This window comes from Kluyvera sp. STS39-E, assembly GCF_040932435.1.
Taxonomy (GTDB): domain Bacteria; phylum Pseudomonadota; class Gammaproteobacteria; order Enterobacterales; family Enterobacteriaceae; genus Kluyvera.
Window position 1 is genome coordinate 45,175 of sequence record NZ_JBFQGA010000007.1, and the last position, 26,498, is coordinate 71,672.

Consider the following 26,498-nt stretch of genomic DNA (forward strand, 5'->3'; position numbering starts at 1 on the left):
GTTCAGGCTAATATTCACCCGACTCTTTGTGTCATTATCTAATACCCGAGTAAATCGTTCAAGTATTCTCCGGAGCCGACCGCTGTGCTTTCGCCTCTTGTTCAGCCTCCTGCTTTGCCAGGGTTCGCGCTAGGATCGTGGCGTAGAGCGGCTGTCCACCGAGGAACTGGGCTAATAGCGTGGCACCGAGTCCGGTAATAATCATTGGCAAAATGAGCTGATAATTATCGGTCATTTCCAGCACCAATACGATTCCCGTCAGCGGGGCGCGAACGGAAGCGGCCAGCAGAGCCCCCATTCCGGCAATGGCAAAGGTTCCCGCTTCCAGATGGTAGGCCGGGAAAAGATTCATCGCCGCCATCCCAAATGCCGTACCCAGCAGCGTACCCAGCGCCAGCATCGGCGCAAAAATCCCGCCGGGAGCCCCCGAGGAGAAGCACAGCAGCGTGGTCACGACACGCGCAACAAACAAAAATAGCAGAGCACCGACGGTGTAGTTACCGGCCGCTGCAATCGGGATCAGGCTAAACCCACCGCCCGATGCTGCTGGCTGAATCAGCCCAAGAATACCGCAACCGCCGCCGATCAGGCCGCCAATCAGCACCCATTTTTTGATATCTCCGCCGTGAATACGAAAGAACATATCTTGGGTTTTCAGCACTAACGTATTAAATAACGGGCCGACACAGCCGAAGATAATCCCCAGCACCAGATAGAGCCACAGCGTGTTCACTGGAGCGTTAGTCAGCTTTCCGACTTCAATCACCGGCGTTTCGCCATTGAAGATGCGAAATACAATGCTCGACATAATCACGCCCACGAACACCGCTTTAATAGAGATAAGGCTATAGCGGAACTGCGGGCGCATCTCTTCAATGATAAACAAAATGCCCGCCAGCGGTGCGTTAAAGGCCGCCGAAAGGCCCGCCGCCGCACCGGTCGCCAGCAGCGTATGCCGGGACTCTTCGCCACGTTGACGGAAGATATCTCCCACCATGCGTCCAATATTGCCGCCGATTTGTACCGTTGGCCCTTCACGCCCCAGCACCATCCCCGCGCCTAGCGTCCCCATACCGCCAACGAACTTCACCGGCAACACCCGCCACCAGCGCACTGGGCGGAGTTCTTCGAGCGCACCTTCAATTTCTGGAATACCCGATCCACCGGCTTCTGGCGCAAAGCGACGCACCAGCCAGTAGCCCACCATCGCCAGCAGGGCGGACAAAATAAATGCCAACGGCCACACAATAAACCAGTGGTTAGCCACCTGCGCCAGCGTCCCGATACGCGCGTTTTGCACCCAGTTCACCGCATGTTCAAACGCCACGCCGACAAATCCCACGAGGGAACCCACCACGGCGGCCGCCAGCAGCACCATCAGCGGCGTCTTATCCCGGTTCAATAATTTGCGCACCACATCGCGGCGGCGTAAATGAACGATCCGTTGTGCCTCCAAAGGAGTTATTTCTGCTTTCATCACGTCATCACTAATTGGTAATACAAATGGGAAGGGAGGGCATTTTAACCACACATGCGCGCGGCGTCGCGAAAAAAATGCCTCAGTGATGCTTTGTTGCACCGGGGTAAAATTTTAGTTCAACATCGGTTAGCGTGAAGAAATAGAAGGCGGTGCAGAAGATCAATGAAAGAAACAGACCGGTTAACATCCACATAATCCGATCCCTGCACCTGACTAGACGGGCGTTTATATTGAACATGCCCCCATGAAGGAGGCATGTTTTATTTCGACTCAATCATTACTCTTCTACCGCAACTTTCTTTTTGCCAAGGAAGTTGTAGATAACAAGGAGAGCAAAGATGCCGGTAATGGTCATGGTTATCGTGCCTGGCGTCATAAAGCGCGCCATGTTGCCAAGGATAATGCCGACGACGCCAAAATCGGTATCGGAGAACGTGGTGTTGGTTAACCCAAGCGCGCCGAGCACAGGAATAAGCGCGACAGGCAAGAAGGTAATCAAAATACCGTGGGCGAATGCGCCGATGATAGCGCCGCGTTTACCCCCAGTCGCATTACCAAACACCCCTGCCGTTGCACCGCAGAAGAAGTGAGGCACAACGCCTGGCAGGATCAGCACCCATTTGAGCTGTCCAAGGATAAACAAACCGACCAACCCGCCGATAAAGCTGGAGATAAATCCGACCAATACCGCGTTAGGGGCGTACGGGAAGACGATTGGGCAATCGAGTGCCGGCCTAGCGTTAGGCACCAAGCGCTCAGAGAAACCGGTAAATGCAGGAACGATTTCAGCAAGAATTAAGCGAACCCCTTGAAGGATAATGAATACCCCAGCCGCAAACGTAATTGCCTGAATAAACGAATAAACGAGGTAGTTTTGACCATGGCTGAAATTGCTTTCGACGTACTCTTTACCGGCGGACACTGAAAGAATCAAATAGATGATCATCATGGTCAGCGAGATAGAAATGGTGCTGTCGCGTAAGAAGCTCAGGTTCTTAGGCATGTTCATTTCTTCGGTAGATTTGGAACCTTTACCAACCTTAGAGCCAATCCAACCGGAAAGGACATAGCCAATGGTACCGGTATGCGCCAGCGCAACCTGGTCACCACCAATAATTTTACGCATGTAAGGCTGCGCAATGGCTGGGAAAAACGCCATCAGCATACCCAGTGCGAGTGAACCGGTATAAATAAGCTGCACGCCCTCGAAACCGGCGACAGAAAGAATAATCGCCACCATACAGGCCATGTAGAAAGTCACATGTCCGGAGAGGTAGATATATTTAAGACGGGTAAACCGGGCAACCACAATGTTCGCCACCATGCCAAAGGCCATGATAAGCGTTGTCGGTGCACCATATTTTTCCAGCGCAATGGAAACCATTGCTTCATTGTTTGGGATAATACCCTGCACATCAAAGGCTTGCTTAAAGATATCACCTAATGGTGATAACGAGCCAACCAGGACCATAGCGCCCCCGGATAGCACCAAAAAACCCAAAATCGTTTTAACGGTGCCCTTAATCACATCGGGGAATGATTTTTTTTGGGCAACCAAACCAAACAACGCAACCAACCCGACAAGGATTGATGGCACCTTCAGGATATCAACAATAAGCTGTAAAAAGTTTTGAACAAACATATTAACCTCTGTCGCAGGGTATTTTCTTGCCCACTTGATTATTGCTGGTCGAAGTAGTCTTTTATTTTTTGTTCAACTTCATTTAAGTCAATAATGTTATTGATAATAATAACTTTATCCGCCGGCAAATTTGCGCTGAAAGCGATGTCTTTCGCCATGACAAATACGTCCGCGAGATCGGGCGTCACTGAGCCTAAATCCGAATGTTCAACGTCAGCGGTGACATTAATTTTTTTGAGCACTTTCTTGATGTTCATTTCCATCATAAAGCTGCTACCCAGACCTGAACCACATACCGCCATAATTTTCATAATTGACCTCATATTTTTCGATTAGGGTATATTTAACAAGAAGCTGATGTTTCACCGAGCAAGATGCCCTGTAACGCTTCTGAACTTTGGCTATTGAAGATTCTCTGCATGACTTCATCATCACAGAGCACTTCAGCGAGCTGAGATATCATTTCAATATGGCTGTTGCTGTCAGGCGCCGAGAACATAAAAATCGCATCAACCGGATCGTTTTCTTCAGAGTTGAATTCGACCGCCTGCCCCAGCTTCACAATCGATAGCCCCAGTGCTTTTGCACCGTGTTCTGGACGCGTATGCGGCATCGCAATACGTGGCGCAATCACGAAGTACGGCCCGATCTCTTCTTTCTGTTTGATTATCGTATCAACGTAATCTGCTGAAATTGCGCCTTCATCCAGCAGCGGACGGGCCGCAATCTGAATCGCTTCTTTCCAGTCAGCAACGGATTCCACATACTGAATTTTATTTTTATTCAGCCAGTTAGATAATGTTGGCATGGATATTACCTGTCGTTCTCAATGATAAAAAAGTGGCGACTAAAGCATGCTACGCGCAGTTTCAGTCACATTCTCTTTCGTAAAACCAAAGTATTTGAACAGCACGCTAGCCGGCGCCGACTCACCAAATGAGCTCATGCCGATAACTTTGCCATCCAATCCGGTGTAGCGTTGCCAGAACCCTTCAATGCTGGCTTCAATCGCCAAACGGCAGCGAACGTGTTTTGGCAGAACGGCTTCTTTATATGCCTCATCCTGATTATCAAAGCGTTCAGTGCATGGCATGGAGACAACGCGGACGCGGCGGCCTTCCTGCCGTAATGTCTGGGCGGCGGCAACCGCCAGTTCAATTTCTGAGCCTGCTGATATCAAAATCAATTCTGGCGTCCCTTCGCAGTCCACTAACACATATCCACCGCGGGAAATATTGTTGAGCTGCGCGTCACTGCGGGGCTGTTGTGCAAGTGGCTGGCGAGTAAGCACGAGCGCGGATGGCCCATCTTTGCGTTCGATTGCCTGCTGCCAAGAGACTGCAACCTCAACCTGATCGCATCCGCGCCAGGTTTCCATATTTGGCGTCAGGCGCAGCGAGGCCAGCTGTTCAACAGGCTGGTGCGTTGGGCCATCTTCACCAAGACCTATCGTGTCGTGGGTATAGACAAATACGGAACGGATTTTCATCAACGCCGCCATTCGCAGCGCGTTGCGTGCGTACTCCATAAACATCAGGAACGTGCCGCCGTAGGGGATAAACCCGCCATGTAGTGCCAAACCATTCATGATGGCTGACATACCAAACTCACGCACGCCATAGGAGATATAGTTTCCACCTGCGTTTGTGGCGGAAAAATCCACGGACTTCTGGTGTCGGGTCAGGTTAGACGGGGAAAGATCCGCCGAGCCGCCCATCAGTTCCGGCAGCATATCCGCGAAGAAATTCAAACAGTTTTGGCTGACCTGGCGCGTAGCCAGTGCCACCGGATTGGCCTGTAACTCATGCACATACTGCTGCATATTCGCCGACCACTCGGCCGGGAGATCGCCTTTCATCCGACGGGTAAACTCGGCTGCCAGCGCCGGCCACTGCTGCGCATAAGCGGCAAACAGAGCGTCCCACTCCTGCTGATACTGCGCGCCTTTTTCTGTGGCATCCCAGGCCGCGTAAATATCGGCCGGAATTTCGAATGGCGGGTACGGCCACTGCAGCTGCTCACGAACCCGAGCAACTTCATCAGCGCCCAGCGCCGAGCCATGGCATTCATGGCTATCAGCTTTATTCGGCGAACCGAAACCGATAATGGTTTTGCAGCACAGGAGGCTAGGCTTGTCGGTAACGCTTTTGGCTTCCTGTACCGCAGCATCTACGGCCTGCGGATCGTGACCATCAATGCCTTCAATCACATGCCAGCCGTAGGCGCGATAACGTGCGGCGGTATCTTCTGCAAACCACCCTTCCACATGACCGTCAATAGAGATGCCGTTATCGTCCCAAACGGCAATCAGGTTGCCCAGCGCCAACGTTCCAGCAAGACTACATGCCTCATGAGAGATGCCTTCCATCAGGCAGCCGTCACCGAGAAATAGCCAAGTGTGGTGGTCAACGATATCAAAGCCCGGCTTATTAAATTCTGCAGCTAGCGCTTTTTCGGCAATCGCCATTCCTACCGCATTTGCCACGCCCTGCCCCAGTGGGCCGGTCGTCGTTTCAACACCGGGGGTGTAGCCATACTCTGGGTGGCCTGGGGTGCGGGAGTGCAGCTGGCGGAAATCACGAATATCATCCATGCCGAGGTCGTAACCCGTCAGGTGCAGCAGAGAGTAGACCAGCATTGAGCCATGACCGTTTGACTGCACATAGCGATCGCGGTTGGGCCATTGCGGATTTTTCGGGTTATGGCGCAGGTGGCGACGCCATACAACCTCAGCAATATCAGCCATTCCCATTGGTGCACCCGGGTGGCCTGAGTTGGCTTTCTGGATCGCATCAATGCTCAGGATCCTAATGGCATTCGCTAGCTTTCTGTTGATCATACGTCTCTCTCTTACCCTAGATTATGCATTCAAGAATAACGTTTCTGGATTTTCCACCAGCCCAGCATGAACAGACATGTCGCGCTCATCGTTTATTTTTATCGTTGTATCGTTCGGACACGCCCATCAACGCCACTAACATCCAACTCGGCAAAGAAGTAATAAATAGTCGTTAAAATACAATGAAATGAATATCTATCTTCACTTCACCCTGCATTCTTACGCCTAGAAAAAACAAGTCTATACATGTTTCACTTGTCTAGTCATCTTGATGATGCACATAGACGTGTCCAGATACAATATGCAAAAATGGTTTTTATCGAGATGCCGGGTTTGTTCGATCAAATTCGTTAACTTGCTCACAATATGACGTGAACTGTCTGGTAGGCGGAAAACAAAGTAAGGCATATCTGTAAACAGGACTCCGTAGCGCTAGCGCTCACATTGGTTAGGAAGAAAGTCGATGGTTGATGGCATCACAGAGAAGCAAAAAGAGGTAGTCGATTACATTCTCAGGAAAATAAAGACGGACAACCTTTTACCCGGGGATAAACTGGACACCGAGATTGCGATTGCCAAAAATATCGGCATCACGCGGGCAACGGTGCGCGAAGCCACACGTCTGCTCATTGAGCAGCAGCGCATTTATCGTGTGAAAGGCTCAGGTTTATTCGTGGGCTCAATCGGTAAAAGTAATCACTTGGGACGATTCCACGCGCTTTCACCTTTTGATTTCCAGGCGCAAAAGAACGGCCATAAAGGTGTCAGAAAAGTCATAAAATTCAGCATAATGAAAGTTCCCACGCCCGAAATGGCGCAGTCATTACGCATCAAAAATAGCGACCAGATATATAAAATCCTACGCCTGATGTGCTTTGACGATATCCCCGTGGCGCTGGAGCATATCCATCTACCGGTCAATATGTTCACCAGTATGGAATTAAGTCAGCTCGAAATATCCAAATACAGCTATATCGAAAGTATTACCGGGAAAAAAGTCCAGCGTCGGGATCAGAATTTAACCTCGATAAATCTGGTCGATGAAGACATCATGAGTCTGCTGAATCTGAAAGAAAATGATGCCGTTATGGAAATTGACGAAACCGTTTATCTGGACGATGGCACCCCCTGCGAGGTCAATATTGCCATCATTAACACACGTATTTTCCCACTAAGACAAAACTCAACCCGCTCATAATGCGGGTCGTTCCCGCATCCCCTTCACGCCCAAATGGCCAAAAATTTCATAACCTCCACGTAATAACTTAGAATAACGGGCAAAACTTTTTTCACCTACCAGGAACCTGGCAATGAGCAAATCTGAAAATCTCTATAGCGCTGCGCGTGAACTGATTCCCGGCGGCGTGAACTCGCCGGTACGTGCCTTCACCGGCGTTGGCGGAACGCCGCTGTTTATCGAACGTGCGGATGGCGCGTATCTGTATGATGTCGATGGCAAAGCCTATATCGATTATGTCGGTTCTTGGGGGCCGATGGTTCTGGGTCACAACCACCCTGCTATTCGTAATGCGGTGATTGAGGCTGCAGAGCGTGGCTTGAGCTTCGGCGCGCCAACTGAGATGGAAGTCACCATGGCGAAACTGGTTACCGAACTGGTGCCAACCATGGACATGGTGCGTATGGTTAACTCGGGCACCGAAGCGACCATGAGCGCAATTCGCCTAGCACGTGGCTTTACCGGCCGCGATAAAATCATCAAATTTGAAGGGTGCTACCACGGTCACGCGGACTGCCTGCTGGTCAAAGCCGGTTCCGGTGCGCTGACCCTCGGCCAGCCAAACTCGCCAGGTGTGCCGGCCGATTTTGCCAAACATACCCTTACCTGCACCTACAACGATCTGGCGTCCGTCCGCGCCGCGTTCGAACAGTTCCCACAGGAAGTCGCTTGCATCATCGTTGAGCCGGTTGCCGGTAACATGAACTGCATCCCGCCGCAGCCAGATTTCCTGCCGGGCCTGCGCGAATTGTGTGATGAATTCGGCGCGCTGCTGATTATTGACGAAGTGATGACCGGCTTCCGTGTCGCACTGGCCGGTGCACAGGATTACTACGGCGTAGAACCGGATTTAACCTGCCTTGGCAAAATCATTGGCGGCGGGATGCCGGTTGGCGCATTCGGTGGCCGCCGCGACGTCATGGACGCGCTGGCTCCGACCGGCCCGGTATACCAGGCTGGTACGCTTTCCGGTAACCCTATCGCCATGGCCGCAGGCTTCGCCTGTCTAACCGAAGTCGCCCAGCCAGGGGTTCATGAAACCCTGACCGAATTGACCAATCAACTAGCGCAAGGGCTGCTGGACGCAGCAAACGAAACGGGCATTCCACTGGTGGTGAACAACGTCGGCGGCATGTTCGGCATTTTCTTCACCGATGCGAAAGAAGTGACCTGCTATCAAGATGTGCTGAAGTGCGATGTCGAACGCTTTAAGCGTTTCTTCCACCTGATGCTTGATGAAGGCGTTTACCTTGCGCCATCGGCGTTTGAGGCGGGCTTTATGTCAATTGCCCACAGCGAAGATGATATCAATAACACCATCGACGCAGCGCGTCGGGTGTTCGCTAAGCTGTAAGTCTGGCACCAATGCCGGGGGGCGACTTCGCCTTACCCGGCCTACATAGGTGCCCTTTTCAAAGGCCGGATAAGCGCAAATGCTATCCGGCTTTTTTATCGGCTCTGCTTTCTTAGCAGATAGATAAAGTACGGTGCGCCGATAAAGGTCGACAGCAGCCCTGCGGGGATCTGATACGGGAACATCAGCATTCGGCCGCACCAGTCGGCAAAGACCAGCAGCAACCCGCCGATCAGTGCCGAAATCACAATATGCGGCATCGTCCGACGGAAGCCCATCATCCGCGCGATATGCGGTGCCATAAGCCCTACGAAGCTTAACGGCCCGATGGTCAAAGTGGCCGCCGCCGTCAGACAGGCCGCCAGCAGCAGCAGGCCCACGCGCGCAGGTGTCAGCGCCATGCCAATTGAACGCGCGGTTTCGCCGCCGAGCGGCAAAATGGTGAGCCAGCGACGACACAGCGGGACCAACATCACCAGCACAACCATCGCCACCGCTGACTGCGCAACCTGCTTGCCGGTCGCATTATAGGTCGAGCCGGAAATCCACGTCAGGATCTGAGCCATTCGCGGATCCCCGCTGGCCTGCAGCATCATCAATAGCATGGTAAAGGCCGTGCTCAGCGCCATCCCCGCCAACAGCATTCTCTGCGGTGAAAATCCGCCGCGCCCTGCGGCAATCAGGATAACGATAAGCGTCACCGCCGCACCAACGCTCCCGGCGGGCAGCAGCCAGCCAAAGGCATTGCCCGGAACGATAAATAGCATCAGCACCACGCCAAATGCAGCACCGGAGCTTATCCCCAGCACTTCAGGGCTCGCCATCGGGTTGCCGGTTAAACGTTGAATGATGCAGCCTGCTACCGCCAGCATCACCCCAGCAATCAGCGCCGAGGCGATACGCGGCCAGCGCCATTGCAACAGTTCATCGAGCAGAGAGCCGGTAGCCCAATGCCAGCCTTGCGCATCGCGTCCCAGTGCCATCGCGACAAAGACCGCCGTGAGCAAAATAATCAGCCCACCCAGTGCAAACCATTGAACGTGATGGCGCTCGTTGGCAACGCTTTCGCTGGTGTTCATTGACGGTGCGCTCATGCTGCGCAAGCGTGGCAGCAACCACAATAGCAGCGGCGCGCCAATCAGCGCGGTGATCGAACCGGTAGAGACTTCCATCCATACGCGAGTCAGCCAGAGGATCAGCTGATCGGATAGCCACAGGATCAGCGCGCCAATCAACGGCGCCAGCAGCAAGCGCGATAGCAGGCGTCGCGCGCCGAGCATTTTCGCCAGCAGCGGCGCAAACAGGCCGATAAAACCGATGATCCCAACCGCATTGACAAGGAAGGCGCTGATGACAATCGCCAGCGTCAGCGCCCCCAGACGCGCCAGAGATAGCGCCAGCCCAAGGTTACGGGCTACGCCGTCATCCAGTCCCATCAGAGTCAATGGGCGCAGCAGTAGCAGCGTCAACATCACGCCGCCCAGCAGCTGCGGCCACAGGCGCTGGACTACGCTCCAGTCGGTCTGCGTTAGCGTCCCGGTGCTCCACAAAAACATGCTTTGCAACTGGTCATGATGGAACAGCACCATCAGTTGGTTGATGGCACCGCAGTAGAGGCTAACAACCAGACCCGCCAAAATCAGGGTCACCGGCGAGACACGTTTGCCCCACGCTACGCCAAACACCAGCGCGCCCACGATACAGGCTCCCGCTAGCGCCGCGAACTGTGGGGTCAGTACCCCCGGCACCGCCCACAGCGTGGTCACGGTCATCCCAAGCTGCGCGCCGGTTGCCACGCCAAGCGTAGTCGGCTCCGCCAATGGGTTCCGCAGCACCTGCTGGAATAGCACGCCCACCAGCCCCAAACCTGCGCCAACCAACAGCGAAACCGCCAAGCGCGGTAGCAGGCTGTAGTGGAACAGCATCTGATCGATGGCATCGATATTCGGTTGACGCATTGCCTTAAACCACAGGTTATTGGGCAGCGCGATAGAGAAGTTAAACCAAGTCAACGCGAGCGCGGCAACGAACAGTGCGAACAGTAAGATGGCGGCAAATGGCGACAGTTTTGCTTTCACGCCTTGCCTCCCAGAGCATTATCTAAAATACGGGCAAAATTCATCGCCGACAGCGTCGCGCCATAGAACCAAACCGCCGGGACAACCTGGATGCGGTTAGCGCGAACAAACGGCATCGCCTGCCACAGCGGCGTTGCGGTAAGCTGGCGCATACCGGCTTCGTTACCATGCTCAAAGCACAGGACATCAACGTCTTTAAATGCCGCTAAGCGATCGATCCCGACCACCGTACTGCCCCAGAAATTGGTTTCGCCCTGCCAGGCATTTTTCACACCCAGCCTGTCGAGCACTTCTTGGAACAGGCAGTTAGGGCCGAACACCAGCATGTGGCGCGGGTCTAGCAGCGACACCATCAGCAGCGGGCGGTCGCCCCGGTTTTTAAAGCGCGGTTTCAGGGAGTCGATAAAACCATCAAACTCCACTAAGTGACGCTGCGCCACCGCCTCTTTGTCGAGCATCGCGGCCATGTCCAACAAAGAGCGACGCGCCTGAGCCAGCGGCTGTTTGCCGTCGCTGAAGGCAAAACTCCGGCCAGGGGCGATTTTTGCCAGTATTTCCGGCGAAGGGCCATAGCCTGCCGACCAGACAAGCATCGATGGCTTCATCTGCGTCAGCAGTTCAAGGTTCGGTTCGGTACGCAGCCCGACATCGATCACCGAGTCCGGCAGCACCGGTTCGTTGACCCACATCCGGTAGTTGGGAATATCCGCCACACCATAAGGCGTGACGCCCAGCGCCAGCATCAGCTCGACGGGCAGCCACTCCAGCGCCACAATTCGTTCGGCGCTAACAGGCGCAGCCTGCGCTTTTTGCATCTGCCACAGCAGCGGTGAGAGCGCCATCGCCGTCAATAAACGGCGGCGGCTAATCAGATTTGAAGCGGTCATCAATAGACAAAACTTACCGGTGCGGCACCGGCTGGATGAGGCAGGATGCCCATAGGGATGCCGTAGATTTTTTCCAGCGTCTCACTGCGCATCAGTTCATTTGGCGTGCCTTGGGCGATCATTTCTCCGCCGCGCAGCGCCACCAGATAGTCGCAGTAGCGCGCCGCCATGTTGATATCATGCAGCACGGCAATCACCGTCAGACCACGTTGTTCGCTTAAACGGTGCACCAGCGCCAGCACGTCAACTTGGTGCGCGATATCCAGCGCTGAGGTCGGCTCATCCAGCAGCAGACAACGGCTGTCCTGCGCCACCAGCATCGCTATCCATGCGCGCTGACGTTCGCCGCCGGAGAGACTGTCGACCAAGCGCTGTGCTAGTGGTTTCAAGCCCACGAGCGCAATGGCTTCATCGACCTTTTCACGATCGGCCACGCCAAAACGCCCCAACGCACCATGCCACGGGTAACGACCAATCGCCACCAACTCGCGCACCGTCATCCCTTCCGCCGGCGGCAGTTGCTGCGGCAGATAGGCGACTTTGCGGGCAAACGCTTTACTGTTCCAGCTCGCCAGCGGCTGGTTGTCCAGCAGGATTTCCCCTTCGGACGGCGGCTGATGGCGGCCCAGCATTTTCAGCAGCGTAGATTTGCCTGAACCGTTATGACCAATAAGTCCGGTCACTTTACCCGCAGGAAAGGTTAAGGAAAGTGGATGGAGAAGCGTACGCCCAGGAACGCGAAAAACGACCTGTTCGAGAGAAAAGGTCGTATCAGAATGAGTTGTGTTGTCCTGCATAACCGTCAACATGTTAAAGGGCGCGGAAAGTCCGCGCCCTGGAGGTGGTTAGAAACGGAACGTTGCAGTTGCAACAACCTGACGCTCTGCGCCCCAGTAGCAAGCGTATTCGCTGTAGCAGCTGGAAACGTATTCACGGTCAAACAGGTTATTGACGTTAACGGCAACGGACGAACCCGGTAAGCCGAAGCGGCCCAGATCGTATTTCACCATCGCATCAGCCACGGTGTAGTCGCCTACGTTAAACGATTCGTTTTTCTTGCCGGTTGTCGTGTCATTTTTGTAGTAGCTGACGGTTGAACCGGTATAACGCACACCCGCGCCGAAGGTCAGACCGCTAAGCACGGTATCGTAGAAGGTATAGTCGGTCCACAGAGAAGCCTGATTACGCGGAACCTCTGCCGGACGCTTGCCTTTAAAGATGGTGTCTTCGGTATATTCAGCATCGTTATAGCTGTAGGCAGCTGTGATGTTGATATTTTCGTTAACTGCCGCTTTCGCTTCCAGTTCCAGACCACGAGAACGAATTTCACCCGTCTGTACACTGTACAGGCCGGTAGCGTCGTTCGGATCGGAGGTCAGGTTCTTGTTTTTGGTCAGCTGGTAGATCGCTGCCGTCAACACAACCGGCATATCCTTCGGTACGTATTTCACGCCCGTTTCATACTGCTTGCCACGAGATGGATCGAACGGCTTGCCTTCTTTGGTGGAGCCAGAAGTCGGTTCGAAAGATTCGCTGTAGCTGAAGTATGGAGTAATACCGTTATCGAACAGGTAGTTAATACCGCCACGCCAGGTGAACTGCTGATCGTGGTTCATGGCTTCTGTCCCAGTGGTACGGGTCAGGGTTGAGGTCTTAGCGTAGTCATAGCGACCGCCCAGCGTCAGCACCCATTTGTCCCATTCCATCTGATCCTGCGCGTACAGGCCGGTCTGCTCCATACGGTTCAGAACCTGGTATTTAGCATACGGACCGCTCACGTTAATGTTCGCATTGCCGTACTGCGGATTCAGCATATTCAGAGAATCAGCGGAACCGTACAGCGCATCAATGTCGTTACGCATACGCGAGTAATCGACGCCAGTCAGCAGCGTATGGCCAACATCACCGGTGGCAAAGTTGGATTGCAACTGAGTATCGACGGTGAAGGTGTTGAGATCTTCGTCAGAACGAACGTAGTTACGGTTGATATTACCAGCGCCATCGTAGCCAAAGCCGTAGACAGAACGGTAAAGCGTTTTCACTTGGTCATAGCGCAGATTCTGGCGCACGGTGAAGGTGTCATTAAATTCGTGCGAGAAGTTGTAGCCCACCATCTGCTGGCGACGCTGCATCTTGTTATCTCTTTCACCTTCGTTGAAATCGGTCGGCAGCTTGTGTGAGTTGCCGTTGGCATCAACGTACGGTACCACGGTACCTTCACGCGGCAGCCAACCGTAGTAACCCGCATCCGGATCGCTTTGGAAGTTGCTCAGGAAAGTGAAGTTGGTTTTATCATCCGGGCGCCAGCTAAAGGAAGGCGCAACGGCGTAACGGCTGGATTTAACCATATCCTGCTGGGCATCCTGACTGCGGCCTAAACCGGTCAGGCGGTAGGACCAGACGCCATCGTCATCAATAGCATCGCTGAAGTCAAAACCGGTCTGCCAGAGGTTATCCGTGCCCATTTTGAACTGGATTTCACGCAGCGGTTCAGTGGTCGGACGCTTGCTGACCATGCTGACAATACCGCCCGGGTTGCTGTTACCGTACAGCACAGAAGTTGGCCCGCGCATAACTTCAACGCGTTCCAAGAAATAAGGGTCCATCGAAATTTCAGAGTAGTTATTACCCTGAAGCTTCATACCATCCAGATATTGGTTGGTATTAACGGTGGTAGGTGCTGTGAAACCACGAATGGAAACAACATCATAAGTAGAAGAGCTACCACGAGTGGAGAAGACGCTTGGCGTATAGGCCATCGCATCCTTCACAGTCGTTGGCTGACGAATATCCATCTCTTGACGGGTAATCACCGAAACAGACTGTGGCGTCTTCTCAATCGGAGTATCCGTTTTGGTTGCCGTTGCCGAGTGTTTTGCAGCAATCGTTGCTGCCGGGCCCCAAGCACTTTCTTGGGTCGTAGGAGCCGCGGTAACGGTGATGGTTTCTTCTTTAGGTTTTTCTGCAGCCTGTGCGTAAACAGACATGCCGCTAACCGCCGTGGCGACTACGACTGCGATTTTACGCAGCGAGTGGATTGGCTGAGCAGTTTTAAGACGCGCCATTGGTATATCTCTGATGAAAGTGAATGATAACGTAAACGAGAATTATTATTATAACCACAGGAATGATATTCGAAACGCTGTTGCTATAGCAAGCAATACGCGACCCTACTAAAACTAAGGGGTTAAGAAATAACCAGATGAAAAGAAAGGGTTAAAAATTTAACACAGATTGCCTGTATGGATGAATGCTCTCCCATGTTGATGTAGACCTGATAAGTTGCTTGTGCCGCCAACTAGCGCACCATGCCTAACAATGCTAACGCTATCTCAGGCCAACCAGATCGTGTGCGTTAAAATGTATTGTTTATAGATATGACTACATTATTGATATCGGCTTAAGCAATATAATTACTCATTGCAGGCACTCTTCAGTGGATAAAAAAATCAATCAGCCGATAATATCTTTTGAACATTCCCACGACCCCATAAGTACGTTCATAAAAATCTCATACCATTATCCACAAGAGGGATAATTAAAATAACCAACGTTTTATCTTATATTAATGGCAATATAGCACCCATAAACATTCACCGTGTTAATTAATATATTGCAATCATCAACAACACCAATAACATCTATTTTTATATTAATCCATTATTTTTACTTCATTGCAATATTAATAAAACTAAAACAATACAAAATAGTCAATGTAAGAAATGGGGGGGGGAATTAAAAACAAACATTCAAGAAATACCCCCCTCATGAAACACCACCATGATAAATAGCTACCAAGTTGTTGTATTACGATCGCTAGCAGAAATATTGCCCCTATTATTTTCCTGTGATACGATATTTTGTTGATCAGGGGTATTAAATATAATTCATATTCCATAGTGGCAAATTATTCAACGTAATAAACCATTCAACGGAATGATGAGCTAGCATTAATATTAATACCAATGATTAATCCACCGAGTGTTAATCAGTTGGTTTATGTAACTTTGGCATTCTGTCTCGCTTAAGGAATCCTTAACGTACATAACTAACTAATATTTATATAGGATATTATTCGCATGGACATAAAATTAACATTAATTGCCGGACTTGTTGCTGCTGGCAGTGTGGGCGCAGCGCAAGCAGCTAACACCATCACCTTTAATGGTACGGTACTGGATGCAACCTGTTCGGTAGCACTTGATGGCGGTACCACAACGGTTGAGATGGGTAGCGTCTCCAAGACCGACCTTGAGGCCAACTCCTTCAGCGCGGCTAAAGATTTCAAAATTGACTTAACAGGCTGCCCTACCACCGGTGAAGGTGTACCCACAAAAGCCAAAATCACCATTGACGGCGATACCGATACTACCAATCCTGATTACTTTAAAAATGCCGGAGCCGCAACGGGCGTTGCCATCGCCATTTACGAGGGGAGCAGCGGCGCGTCTGGTAAGGCGGTGAAAAGTCACACAGAAGGCAGCGAAATTGATATTTCCAGCGGTGCTGCGATTGTGCCTTACGTAGTCAAAATGGCTAAAGTCGGTACTGTAGGTAAAGGTGGCGTAACCAGCACCGTCACTTATAACGTTACCTATTACTAATCTGTCACATTGCGAGAGGCTGGCGTCTCTCAACAGGCAAGATTATTTTTGACAGTTCAAGTAACTACAGGCAGCGCTGGAAATTAAAACGAAAATCGACTGAGTTTTTTCACGCGCTGTCCTGACAATCCGAACTCAATAGACAGAATAACCTAACGGGATTACCTACAGGTCGTTTTCGTTTTACAGGTACTGCATATGCGAAAGTATTATTGCTTGCTGTTACTCCTTTTCATCAGTACCACTCATGCCAGCGTTGTCGTTGAGGCCACGCGAGTTATTTTTGACGGTGCGAAAAAAAATACCAGTATTGGTGTCGAGAACAAAGATAAGACAACCAATATTGTGCAATCGTGGCTATCACCTGTCGACGCTTCATCTCCATCAAAGGATACCTTTGTCATTACGCCACCGCTATTTAAGTTAAAAGCAGGTGGGCAGGGATTTGTGCGTATTGTACGTACAGGGAGTCCATTGCCTGAAGATCGTGAATCGATGTTCTGGCTAAATATCAAAGGCATTCCCGCATTGGAAAATGCGCCGAAAGAAAGCGAAAACGTAGTGCAGTTCGCCATTAATTCAAGAATTAAATTTATCTATCGCCCCGAATCATTAAAAAACTCTTCGCCAGAGAAAGTTGCTGCACAACTGCAATGGTACAAGGAAGATGGAGCAATCAGAGTAAAAAACACTTCATCTTATTATATCAATTTTTCGCGAATCAACTATGGCGGCAAGGATATTCCGGGTGGCTGGTTTGTCGCACCTAATAGAGATCTCACTATTCCTCTACCAACGGGATTTGGCTCGTCAGGAAAACAACAGGTAACATGGAGTGTTATCAATGATTATGGCATGTCCGATAACCAATACAACGCTTCCGTTCGTTAAACGCAGAACGGTTATTTTACTTTTCTGCTTACCTGTTGCCGTGTTTCGGGTCAATGCTGAGGAGTATTTTAACCCTCATCTACTTGAAACAACCGAAACCAACGCGACAGCGGTTGATCTGTCATGGATATCCAGCGACTCAGTGACCCCTGGTGATTACACGCTGGATATCTACGTTAACGGACACTATATCGACACCGGAAAGTTGACCTTTAAGAAAGTGCGTGACAATCAGGACAGTACGGTCCAACCCTGTTTTGATCGTCAGCACTTAGTTGACTGGGGTGTCAAAGTCGAGGATTACTCGACGCTGTTTGTCGCCGAATCCGACTGTGCCCTACTGTCTGCCATTCCGGGGTCTGAGGTAAACGTCGCGCTCGAACACCAGCGCATCGACCTCACGTTCCCACAAGTGGCATTGCTAAACCGCCCTCAAGGTTATGTGCCAGAAAAGCAGTGGCAGGACGGCATCAACGCTGCACTGCTGAACTACAATATTTCAGGACAATCCAGCTCCTCGCGAAACGGCGAAGGGAATAGCGATAGCCAGTTTATCAGCCTGCAACCTGGGTTAAACCTAGGCCGCTGGCGTTTACGTAACTACAGTACCTTAAACCACGACGACAGTGGAAATCAGTGGGAATCGGTCTACAGCTATATTGCCCGCGACGTGACCTTCCTGAAAAGCCAACTAATGATAGGCCAGACATACACCACGTCTGGCATATTTGATAGCGTTAGTTTCACCGGGGTACAACTCAACTCCGATGACGAGATGCAGCCAGACAGTATGCAGGGCTTTGCACCAACGATCCGCGGTGTAGCAAGGAGTACAGCGGACGTCACCGTATATCAGAACGGCAACAATATCTATAAAACCACCGTCCCACCCGGTGCTTTTGAAATTACCGATCTCTACCCGACCGGCAGCGCCGGCGATTTGACCGTAGTGGTGAAAGAGTCTGACGGCAGTCAGCAAAGCTTTGTGGTGCCCTATGCCGCCCTCGCGGTATTACAGCGCGAGGGACGGTTTAACTATGCTTTCAACAGCGGGAAAACCAAATCCGCCAGTAACGTCAGCACCAAAGATTATCGTTTTATCCAATCTTCTGCTGCTTGGGGAGCGACCAACAATATCACCCTCTACGGCGGTTTTCAGCAGGCAGAAGACAGCTATACCAACCTATTGCTCGGCTCTGGCTTCAACCTTGGGGAAATCGGCGCGCTTTCCTTCGACATCTCGCAAGCCTGGGCTGATATTGAAGAGCGTACCAATGACGTAAGCAAAAAAAACACCAGCAGCGGCCAGTCATTACGTCTGCGTTACAGTAAAAACGTTGTCCAGACCGGGACAAACTTCTCGGTAGCCGGATACCGCTATTCCACCAGTGGCTACTATTCATTTCAAGACTTCATCAATAGCTCAGTGACCGACAGTTCCATCTACTACCTATCAGGTCGCCCACGTAACCGTTTTGATGTTTCAATTTCGCAGTTTTTCGAACAGTTGGGTTCCATATCGTTGTCCCTGATCAACACCTCCTATTGGGACAGCTCGAGCATGGATTCGCTAAGCGCGGGCTACAGCAATACCTGGGGCAATATTTCGTACTTTTTAAACTATTCGTATAACCGCAACGCGCCTAGCGGTGACAACGAGAAACCCACCAGCGACAGTGTGATTTCACTCACAGTCAGCATTCCGTTCGGCAGCGATATAAGTGCACAGTACAGCCTGAACGATAGCCGCAGCGGTAACGCCACGCACAGCATCGGGCTCAACGGCACGGCATTTGAGGATCGCTCATTGAGCTGGAGCGCTCAAGAAGGGTATGACACTCAAGATAAAAGTACCTCTGGTAACCTGAACATGGGGTACCAAGGCTCTCAGGGCGAAATCACCGCCGGTTATGGCTACGACAATTACAGTACTCATTACAACTATGGCCTACGCGGCGGCATGCTCCTCCACGCTGGCGGACTGACCCTTGGTCGCACATTGAGCGACCAAGCGGTACTGGTAGAAACCTCAGGCGTCAAAGGTATTGCGGTGCGAGGACAAACCAACGTCACCACCGATGCCTCAGGCTACGCCATTGTGCCGTACGCCCGTTCCTATCATCAAAACAGCGTCGCACTCGATGAAACCCAGCAGCAAAGCAATGCTGAAGTGGATAATGTGGCGAAGACCGTCGTCCCAACACGCGGTGCGATAGTCAAAGTTAGCTACGCCGCTGTCGTGGGTTATCGCGCCATGCTCACCCTGCATTACCGGGGTAAATACGTCCCCTTCGGCGCGGTTGTCTCAAACAGGTCGATGGAAAACGACGACAGAGTTGGCGACCCGCAAACGAGCATCGTGGGTGATGATGGACAGGTCTATCTGGCGGGGCTGGCAGAAAAAGGCGCGATTGCTGTCCGCTGGGGAAAAGAGAGCTATCAGCAATGCTATGCGACCTATGACTTCTCCATTCAAGCGCTTGCCGATGACATCATCGTGGCGAAGGCGGAATGTCAGTAACCCTATCAACTTGGGTTCTACGGGAAAACAACGATGAAACAAAACCACATTTTACTCTGTGCGCTGCTGTTTATCTGCGCATCCGCGCAGGCGTATGACGAAAGCAGCACGGTGTTTTTTGATGTCACAGGTACCATTGACGCGGTTTCGTGCAATGTGGCTGTTCTGCCATCGGACAACATCAATCTCGGTACAATTGGCACACAGTACCTCAAAGGAAGACCCGGCGGTAACGGCCCCTACACATTAGTTTCACTGCAATTTTCGGGATGTACCGACAACATCGCCTCCGCCACAATAACCTTCAGTGGCGATCCCTACGATGCAACGTACACGATGATTTATAAAAATAAAATCAGCGGTGAGAGCGCCGCTGGCGGCGTCGGTCTGCAACTGTTTACGTCTACTGAAGGAGGCCAGACATTTGCCCCACTGGGGAACGGCGACGCTTACGAATTCCCGTTTATCAAGGATGCAGACAGCAATACGTTTAAAATGATAGCGCGCCTGTACACCCCGTATGGCGATGTCACCGGGGGACAATTCAGTACCACCGTCACCTTTAACGTTAGTTACAAATAAGGGAGAAGTTGATGAAAGTATTCGAGTTATTTCTGCTAGCGTTGATGATTCCGGGCTATAGCTGGGGGTGTGGGACTAGCTCACTGTCGTCTACCAATATCACGCTCCCCGCACAAATACTGCTCAAAGCCGGAAGCTACACCTCCGGCACCGTACTGTACGACAGCGGAGAAAAGCGCAGTACAAAAGGCCACATCCAGGACTGTAAGGGAGACGTAACAGGCCACTTAACCTGGAGCAGCGATGCCACCACGAGCGGTATCATTACCACAGGCGGTAGCGATCAGATATACCAAACCGCTGTCCCCAATATCGGCATACAACTTTCTGTCACGCCGAATATCGTCTGGACGAATGGACTACACGACAAGTCGGTAGATGTCACGGCCTATGTTGAGAGCACTTCATTTTCTCTTGGTAGGACAAACGATGGCATCTTCGACTTTGCTGATAACGTTGATTTTACCCCTTCATATCGGCTGAAATTAATAAGCCTAGGAGGACAAGTACCCTCAAACAGTAGCTTGCGTTTTTCAGGTACGCTCGCCACCCTCAAAATTAACGATAGCCGATCCAGTTCACAGTCAAGTGCAATAAACGTCAACATGTCTGGGGACACAACCCTACAACTCACTCCCATGGGCTGCACCGCTAGCACCAGTAGCCTAAAGTTTGATATGGGCCACAAGAGCATTTCACTCTTTAAATCCTACGGCAATGCGATATCAGGCACGGGGGCGGCACAGAAAATGACGCTTGCCTGCGAACCCGGCACCAATGTCGCAATCAGCCTGAACGCTACGCCCGCCAGCGGCTACAATCATAATAACGACGTTATCGCTCTGACCCAAGAAGAAGGCGCCGCCACCGGCGTAGGCGTTCAGTTGATTTTATCTAACGTCGGGATATTGCATCTGAATACCCCGCAGCAGATATTTTTGTCTCAACGAACATTCGCCACCTCGGATGGTGAGGGAGCGGTGCCCTATCAAATCTTCGGAGCACCAAATAGCCCCGGAGGCGCGCTTGCCAGCAACGAGTTGACATTTACCGCCCAGTATTTCCAGACGGCAGAGACCGTGACCGCAGGCAAGGCTAATGCCTCTGGGACCCTGACGTTTACCTATAACTAACCGCAGCAACGGCGGCGGGCATTAATTCCCGCCGAACATATCCTTAATCCAGCCAGCGACGCCATCACTATCCTTCTTCTCTTGTTGCTGCGCCGGCTGCTGCTGTTGCTGCTGCTGAGGCTGTGAGGAAGAAGAATCAAACGGATTCGCTGACTGCTGCTGTTCAATCTGCTGCTGGCTTTGCTGGCAGAGCGCATCCGGATCGGTCGTCCAGACCGGCAGCATACGTACGCCACCGCCGCCGCAGATAAAGTTGCCGTTATCATCAACGCCCATGTTGACGATATCTTCAGGCGCCGTCAGATCCAACGCAATCGGCGATTCGCTCGCCAGATAGCGCTGATAGATAGACATCGCCCCGCTCGCACCGTACAGCTTGGTTGGCTGGTTGTTATCGCGACCTACCCACGTAATCACCACTTCACGCCCGTCAATCCCGGCAAACCAAGTATCGACGTTATTGTTGGTGGTCCCGGTTTTCCCGGCCAAATGCAGATTCGGATATTTCGCGCCCAATTGACGACCCGTACCGCGCTGAACAACCTGCTGCATCGTCCATAGCGTCATGTACGCCGCCTGCGCCGGAACAGCACGCTCGGCCTGCGGGAAGCTTTGATACAGTACCGTGCCGTCTTCAGCAATCACCGAACGCAGCGCCGACAGCGGTGCGCGGTTACCGCCGCTGGCGATAGTCTGGAACGCCTGTGCCACTTCGATAGGCGTCAGGTTCAGCGCCCCCAGCAGCATAGCTGGAACGGCGTTAAGCTGATCTTTCGGCGCCCCCAGTTTCTGCCAAGTATCGGTCACCGCTGGCAGACCCAGCGCCATCCCGAGGTTGACGGTCGGCACGTTCATAGAACGCGTCAACGCATCCACCAACATCACCTGACCGCTGTAACGGCGATCGTCGTTCTGCGGTGACCACACCTGGCCGTTTGGCTGACGCAGGGCAATCGGCGCATCGGCAATCCAGGTGTTCAGGCGATACTGATTAGGCTGGCTTAATGCCGTCAGATAGGTCGCCGGTTTTGCCAGAGAACCAATCGAACGACGCGCCTGCATCGCGCGGTTGTAACCGGCAAACTGTGGTTCCGCACCGCCGACCATCGCGCGCACTTCGCCACTGAAGCGGTCAACGACCACCATCGCGGTTTCCAGATCGCTCAGCTTGCGCTGTTTCTTCAGCACCGGAATGCCTTCGGTTGCCGCTTTCTCTGCCGCATCCTGCGCCACCGAGTCAAAGGTGGTGAAGATTTTCACGCCGGAAAGATCTTTCACCTTGTCGCCAAGCTTCGCCTGTAGCTCCTGGCGTACCATCTGCATAAACGCAGGCTGCGGTGAAATCACCCCGCCACGCGGCTGTACGCCTAACGGACGGGCGCTCAGCATGTCGTAGAGCTCTTGGTCGATAACCTTCTGCTGTTGCAGCAGGCGCAGCACCAAGTTGCGACGTTCCAGAGCCAGTTTCGGGTTACGCCACGGATTATAAACCGACGCCCCTTTCACCATTCCCACCAGCAATGCCTGCTGATCGAGACTCAGCTCTTCGACCGGGCGGCCAAAGTAATAGAGGCTCGCCAGCGGGAAGCCGCGAATTTCATTGTCGCCGCTCTGACCGAGGTACACCTCATTCATGTACAGCTCAAGAATACGGTCTTTGCTGTAACGCGCATCGACGATAAGCGCCATGTACGCTTCATTCGCTTTACGCCAGTAAGAACGCTCGCTGGAGAGGAACAGGTTTTTCACCAACTGCTGGGTCAGCGTACTTGCCCCCTGCACCGTACGACCCGCAGTCAGGTTCGCCAGCACGGCACGACCAATCGAGAAGAAGCTGATGCCATCATGCTCGTAGAAGTGCCTATCTTCGGTGGCAATAAGCGTATCGACCAACAAATCAGGGAAACCGTTGCGCGGAACAAACAGACGCTGTTCGCCGTTTGGCGAGGACATCATGGTGATCAGGCGCGGGTCGAGACGGAAGAAACCGAACTGGCGGTTGCTGTCCATGTTCTCGATGGTTTCCAGATGATTGCCATCAAAGGTCAGACGCGCGCGCACCTGCCCTTCTTTGCTGTCCGGGAAATCAAACGGGCGGCGGATCATCTCAATGCTGTTGGCCTGCACGGTAAACTCACCCGGCCGCGTCATCGCCGTCACTTGACGATACTGGGTCGCCGTCAGCAACTGAACCATCTCATTTTTGCTGATGGTCATGTCTGGCTCGAGGTTAACCATACGGCCATATACCGCCGCAGGAAGCTGCCAGACTTTACCGTCGATACGGCTGCGGATTTTTTGATCCAAGTAGACGCCATAAATGGCCATCAATACCGCAAAGACGATGCCGAGTTTGAGCAGGAACCAGAACCAACGGTGTTTGCCGCGTGGTTTTCCCCCTTTACCGCCGCCTTTACGCGAACGCGGTTTTTCCTCTTCGTAGTCATCGTCATCATAATCGTCGTCATACTCATCATCTCTGAGCTGTCGACGGCTTACCTTTTGTTTCGCCGGACGTGCAGGCTTACCTTTTCGTCCAATCGGCTCGCGGTCATTCCCCGCCATGCTTTCTCTCCGCAACATTCAGGCATAAAGGCCTGATTTTCAATTCTTCGGTCCTGTGACAGAAGAAGATATCTCTCAATTTTCCGCTCGATCAATCCCCTCTCCCTTGAGGGAGAGGGTTAGGGTGAGGGGGAAACGTACACGCTGATGCCCTCACCCCGGCCCTCTCCCACAGGGAGAGGGGGAAAATCATGAATACTTTTTCGTCCGCCGCGTGGGCGCGGTGTTCGCCGGATCGTCCGGCCAGACGTGCTTCGGATAACGCCCTTTCATCTCTTTTTGCACCTCGCGGTACGCCCCTTGCCAGAACGCGCTTAAATCACGGGTGATCTGCAGTGGCCGCTGCGCGGGTGAAAGTAGCTCCAGTACCAATGCCACGCGCCCTTGGGCGATAGTCGGGGTACTGGCTTCACCAAACATTTCCTGCATCCGCACCGCCAGCGCGGGAGGATTATCTTCATCATAGCGAATGGCAATTCGGCTTCCCGTCGGCACAGTGTAATGAGTTGGCAAAGAACTCTCCAGACGTTGTTGTAATGACCACGGCAGCCGATCGCGCAGCGCTTGGTAAATATCCACCGATTTCAGCCCACGCAAAGAGTGAACGCCGGTCATATGCGGCAACAGCCAGTTTTCCAGCTCATCAAGCAGCGTAGCATCGTCTACCGCAGACCATGCCTCTTCCGGCAGCCAGCGCGCAGCGCACTGTAAACGCAAGCGTAGCTGCTGCGCGGCGCTCGTCCAGTCGAGTACGCTTAATCCTTTCTCGCGAATACCGGTCAGCATCGCCTGATGAAGCTCGCTCTCTGAGAGTTTCGCCAGCGGACGAACGCTTAAGGTTAGCTGACCAATCTGACTGCGGCGTAGCGCCTTTAGCGTGCCTCGCTCATCATCCCACTCAATCGTGTCAGATTGTTGAAGCAATTGAGGGCAGCGGCCAATGAGCGCATCGATATCTAGCGCGCAGGCCTGCAAAATGCGAGCATCCGGTGAAGCATTGCCCTGTAACAGCAGCGGGGCAATCAGCCATTCATGACGATTTAAAGCGTCGTCTGCATCCAGCATCGCCCCCATCCCGTTTGCCAGCTGGTAGCGCCCTTCTTGTCCACGCCGACGAGCGATACGGTCGGGGAACCCCTGCGCCAACAGTGCCGGAATGGCATCGCTGTCAACCTGCCCTGCGCGGCGATTTAGACGCTTGTAGAGCTGCTGGCTACGCACCTGCCACTGCCCCTGCGGGCGGGAAAATGCTTGGAGCAGATCATGATTGGCGCCGCGCGGTGGCTCTTCGAGAATGGCAGCCAGCCGCGCTGCCGTTGCCACTTCATCATCGGTCTGCGCCGCCACCAGCATTGCCGCCAGTCGCGGATCGTTGCCCAACGAGGCCATTTTCTGCCCTTTGGCCGTCAAACGCCCATCGGCCAGCGCCGCCAGTTGCGTCAACAATCGACGCGCCGCCGCGAGATTGGCAACAGGCGGTTGATCCAGCCAGTTGAGCTGCGTCGGGTCGGCGCATCCCCACTGCAATAGTTCAAGCAACAGCGACGAAAGATCGCTTTGTAAAATTTCGGCATCGCTTTGCGCCGTCGCCCGCTCTGCCTGCTCTTTTGCCAGCAGATGGACACACACGCCCGGCTCCAGCCGCCCAGCGCGTCCCGCACGCTGGGTCATCGACGCTTGGCTGATACGTTGCGTAAGCAGACGCGTCAGCCCGCTACGGACGTCAAAGCGTGCGACGCGCTCCTGAGCGCAATCCACCACCAACCGAATACCTTCAATGGTCAGGCTGGTTTCCGCGATATTGGTCGCTAGCACCACTTTGCGTTTGCCCGGCGGCGGCGGAAGAATTGCCTGGCGCTGTTCTGCGAGCGACAGCGCGCCATATAAAGGGCAGAGCAGCACATCGTCAGCCACGCGTTCCGCGAGAAAGTTCTGTACCCGTTGGATCTCGCCCACGCCGGGCAAAAACAGCAGTAGTGAACCCGGCTCAGTACGCAAAAGCTCGGCCGTTGCGATAGCGACCGCTTCGTCAAAGCGCTGATGCGGCGGCAGTGACTGGTATCGGCGTTCAACCGGGAAGGCGCGGCCCAGGGAGATAATCGTCGGAGCCTGCGGCAGCAACTGCTGGAGTTTGTCGTTATCCAACGTCGCTGACATGATAAGCAGCTTCAGGTCATCGCGAAGCCCCTGTTGTACGTCCAGCAAAAGCGCCAGCGCGAGATCCGCCTGCAGACTGCGTTCGTGGAATTCATCGAGGATCACCAGACCTACGCCGGAAAGTTCAGGATCGTGCTGGATCATGCGAGTCAAGATCCCTTCAGTCACCACTTCCAAGCGCGTCGCGGAGCTAACGCAGGTTTCAGCACGCATTCGGTAGCCCACCGTCTCGCCCGGTTTCTCGCCCAGCAGTTCAGCCAGACGCTGGGCCACGTTGCGCGCCGCCAGCCGACGCGGCTCCAGCAGCAGAATACGACCTTCGATTGCGCCATCACGTAAAATTTGCAGCGGCAGCCAGGTCGACTTACCGGCCCCTGTCGGCGCATTAAGCAACACCTGTGGGGATTGTCGTAAGGCGAGAAGCAGTTCAGGAAGGATACTTGCGACCGGCAACAGGGACACGAATGGCTCCAGGGGTTAACATTAAACGGCGGACATTGTAGCATCGCGTCAATTCATAACCGAGTA

The 26,498-nt window shown here is 52.9% G+C and carries 18 protein-coding genes; 7 read left to right on the top strand and 11 right to left on the bottom strand.

Going from position 1 to position 26,498, the window contains the following annotated elements:
• Positions 1 to 58: 58 nt before the first annotated feature.
• The 5 genes from clcA to tkt all read right to left on the bottom strand — a co-directional run bounded on the left by clcA (position 59) and on the right by tkt (position 5,961).
• On the bottom strand, positions 59 to 1,477 hold the full coding sequence (clcA, locus tag AB4K05_RS16395) for a H(+)/Cl(-) exchange transporter ClcA (RefSeq protein ID WP_368481008.1): 1,419 nt from the start codon (positions 1,475 to 1,477) through the stop codon (positions 59 to 61).
• A 280-nt stretch (positions 1,478 to 1,757) separates the two neighbouring features.
• A complete protein-coding gene (locus tag AB4K05_RS16400; RefSeq protein ID WP_368481009.1) occupies positions 1,758 to 3,122 on the bottom strand; it encodes a PTS ascorbate transporter subunit IIC in 1,365 nt (454 codons plus the stop codon).
• A gap of 38 nt (positions 3,123 to 3,160) precedes the next feature.
• On the bottom strand, positions 3,161 to 3,433 hold the full coding sequence (locus AB4K05_RS16405) for a PTS sugar transporter subunit IIB (protein WP_368481010.1): 273 nt from the start codon (positions 3,431 to 3,433) through the stop codon (positions 3,161 to 3,163).
• A gap of 32 nt (positions 3,434 to 3,465) precedes the next feature.
• A complete protein-coding gene (locus AB4K05_RS16410) occupies positions 3,466 to 3,930 on the bottom strand; it encodes a PTS sugar transporter subunit IIA (RefSeq protein WP_368481011.1) in 465 nt (154 codons plus the stop codon).
• Between the two features lie 39 nt (positions 3,931 to 3,969).
• Positions 3,970 to 5,961 carry a transketolase gene (gene tkt, locus AB4K05_RS16415; RefSeq protein ID WP_368481012.1) on the bottom strand — a complete coding sequence of 664 codons (1,992 nt, stop codon included), beginning with the start codon at positions 5,959 to 5,961 and terminating at the stop codon, positions 3,970 to 3,972.
• Between the two features lie 463 nt (positions 5,962 to 6,424).
• Here tkt and AB4K05_RS16420 point away from each other — a divergent pair, with 463 nt between their 5' ends.
• Positions 6,425 to 7,159: a GntR family transcriptional regulator gene (locus AB4K05_RS16420; protein WP_368481013.1), complete on the top strand. Its 735-nt coding sequence runs from the start codon at positions 6,425 to 6,427 to the stop codon at positions 7,157 to 7,159.
• A 112-nt stretch (positions 7,160 to 7,271) separates the two neighbouring features.
• Positions 7,272 to 8,552, top strand: coding sequence for a glutamate-1-semialdehyde 2,1-aminomutase (gene hemL / locus AB4K05_RS16425; protein ID WP_368481014.1), 1,281 nt, complete (start codon positions 7,272 to 7,274; stop codon positions 8,550 to 8,552).
• Positions 8,553 to 8,647: 95 nt separating this feature from the next.
• Here the strand turns inward: hemL and fhuB are convergent, their stop codons facing one another.
• Genes fhuB through fhuA form a run of 4 tightly spaced genes read right to left on the bottom strand, consistent with a single transcriptional unit; the run spans position 8,648 to position 14,582 of the window.
• Positions 8,648 to 10,630 (bottom strand): Fe(3+)-hydroxamate ABC transporter permease FhuB, encoded by a 1,983-nt coding sequence (fhuB, locus tag AB4K05_RS16430; protein WP_368481015.1) that lies wholly within the window; start codon positions 10,628 to 10,630, stop codon positions 8,648 to 8,650.
• On the bottom strand, positions 10,627 to 11,517 hold the full coding sequence (fhuD, locus tag AB4K05_RS16435; protein WP_368481016.1) for a Fe(3+)-hydroxamate ABC transporter substrate-binding protein FhuD: 891 nt from the start codon (positions 11,515 to 11,517) through the stop codon (positions 10,627 to 10,629). The genes fhuB and fhuD overlap by 4 nt, the downstream gene beginning before the upstream one ends.
• The gene (gene fhuC, locus AB4K05_RS16440) at positions 11,517 to 12,314 is read right to left on the bottom strand and encodes a Fe3+-hydroxamate ABC transporter ATP-binding protein FhuC (RefSeq protein WP_368481017.1); all 798 of its coding nucleotides are present in this window, start codon (positions 12,312 to 12,314) and stop codon (positions 11,517 to 11,519) included. The genes fhuD and fhuC overlap by 1 nt, the downstream gene beginning before the upstream one ends.
• A gap of 48 nt (positions 12,315 to 12,362) precedes the next feature.
• A complete protein-coding gene (gene fhuA / locus AB4K05_RS16445) occupies positions 12,363 to 14,582 on the bottom strand; it encodes a ferrichrome porin FhuA (RefSeq protein WP_368481018.1) in 2,220 nt (739 codons plus the stop codon).
• Positions 14,583 to 15,596: 1,014 nt separating this feature from the next.
• Here fhuA and AB4K05_RS16450 point away from each other — a divergent pair.
• The 5 genes from AB4K05_RS16450 to AB4K05_RS16470 all read left to right on the top strand — a co-directional run bounded on the left by AB4K05_RS16450 (position 15,597) and on the right by AB4K05_RS16470 (position 21,248).
• On the top strand, positions 15,597 to 16,121 hold the full coding sequence (locus tag AB4K05_RS16450; RefSeq protein ID WP_368481019.1) for a fimbrial protein: 525 nt from the start codon (positions 15,597 to 15,599) through the stop codon (positions 16,119 to 16,121).
• Positions 16,122 to 16,319: 198 nt separating this feature from the next.
• A complete protein-coding gene (locus AB4K05_RS16455; protein ID WP_368481020.1) occupies positions 16,320 to 17,012 on the top strand; it encodes a fimbria/pilus periplasmic chaperone in 693 nt (230 codons plus the stop codon).
• The gene (locus tag AB4K05_RS16460) at positions 16,966 to 19,533 is read left to right on the top strand and encodes a fimbria/pilus outer membrane usher protein (RefSeq protein ID WP_368481021.1); all 2,568 of its coding nucleotides are present in this window, start codon (positions 16,966 to 16,968) and stop codon (positions 19,531 to 19,533) included. The genes AB4K05_RS16455 and AB4K05_RS16460 overlap by 47 nt, the downstream gene beginning before the upstream one ends.
• A gap of 33 nt (positions 19,534 to 19,566) precedes the next feature.
• The gene (locus tag AB4K05_RS16465; RefSeq protein ID WP_368481022.1) at positions 19,567 to 20,115 is read left to right on the top strand and encodes a fimbrial protein; all 549 of its coding nucleotides are present in this window, start codon (positions 19,567 to 19,569) and stop codon (positions 20,113 to 20,115) included.
• 11 nt (positions 20,116 to 20,126) lie between these two features.
• A complete protein-coding gene (locus AB4K05_RS16470) occupies positions 20,127 to 21,248 on the top strand; it encodes a fimbrial protein (protein ID WP_368481023.1) in 1,122 nt (373 codons plus the stop codon).
• A gap of 21 nt (positions 21,249 to 21,269) precedes the next feature.
• On the opposite strand, the gene mrcB is transcribed toward AB4K05_RS16470, so the two are convergent.
• Positions 21,270 to 23,813, bottom strand: a complete 2,544-nt coding sequence (gene mrcB, locus AB4K05_RS16475) for a bifunctional glycosyl transferase/transpeptidase (RefSeq protein WP_368481024.1) — start codon at positions 23,811 to 23,813, stop codon at positions 21,270 to 21,272.
• A 189-nt stretch (positions 23,814 to 24,002) separates the two neighbouring features.
• Positions 24,003 to 26,432: an ATP-dependent helicase HrpB gene (gene hrpB, locus AB4K05_RS16480; RefSeq protein ID WP_368481025.1), complete on the bottom strand. Its 2,430-nt coding sequence runs from the start codon at positions 26,430 to 26,432 to the stop codon at positions 24,003 to 24,005.
• Positions 26,433 to 26,498 lie beyond the last annotated feature (66 nt).

Coding starts and splice junctions, on each gene's coding strand:
- AB4K05_RS16470 (WP_368481023.1), top strand. CDS start 20,127: ATGAAAGTATTCGAGTTATTTCTGCTAGCGTTGATGATTCCGGGCTAT.
- hemL (WP_368481014.1), top strand. CDS start 7,272: ATGAGCAAATCTGAAAATCTCTATAGCGCTGCGCGTGAACTGATTCCC.
- AB4K05_RS16460 (WP_368481021.1), top strand. CDS start 16,966: ATGATTATGGCATGTCCGATAACCAATACAACGCTTCCGTTCGTTAAA.
- AB4K05_RS16465 (WP_368481022.1), top strand. CDS start 19,567: ATGAAACAAAACCACATTTTACTCTGTGCGCTGCTGTTTATCTGCGCA.
- fhuC (WP_368481017.1), bottom strand. CDS start 12,314: ATGCAGGACAACACAACTCATTCTGATACGACCTTTTCTCTCGAACAG.
- tkt (WP_368481012.1), bottom strand. CDS start 5,961: ATGATCAACAGAAAGCTAGCGAATGCCATTAGGATCCTGAGCATTGAT.
- fhuD (WP_368481016.1), bottom strand. CDS start 11,517: ATGACCGCTTCAAATCTGATTAGCCGCCGCCGTTTATTGACGGCGATG.
- AB4K05_RS16420 (WP_368481013.1), top strand. CDS start 6,425: ATGGTTGATGGCATCACAGAGAAGCAAAAAGAGGTAGTCGATTACATT.
- fhuA (WP_368481018.1), bottom strand. CDS start 14,582: ATGGCGCGTCTTAAAACTGCTCAGCCAATCCACTCGCTGCGTAAAATC.
- AB4K05_RS16400 (WP_368481009.1), bottom strand. CDS start 3,122: ATGTTTGTTCAAAACTTTTTACAGCTTATTGTTGATATCCTGAAGGTG.
- mrcB (WP_368481024.1), bottom strand. CDS start 23,813: ATGGCGGGGAATGACCGCGAGCCGATTGGACGAAAAGGTAAGCCTGCA.
- AB4K05_RS16455 (WP_368481020.1), top strand. CDS start 16,320: ATGCGAAAGTATTATTGCTTGCTGTTACTCCTTTTCATCAGTACCACT.
- AB4K05_RS16410 (WP_368481011.1), bottom strand. CDS start 3,930: ATGCCAACATTATCTAACTGGCTGAATAAAAATAAAATTCAGTATGTG.
- AB4K05_RS16405 (WP_368481010.1), bottom strand. CDS start 3,433: ATGAAAATTATGGCGGTATGTGGTTCAGGTCTGGGTAGCAGCTTTATG.
- clcA (WP_368481008.1), bottom strand. CDS start 1,477: ATGAAAGCAGAAATAACTCCTTTGGAGGCACAACGGATCGTTCATTTA.
- AB4K05_RS16450 (WP_368481019.1), top strand. CDS start 15,597: ATGGACATAAAATTAACATTAATTGCCGGACTTGTTGCTGCTGGCAGT.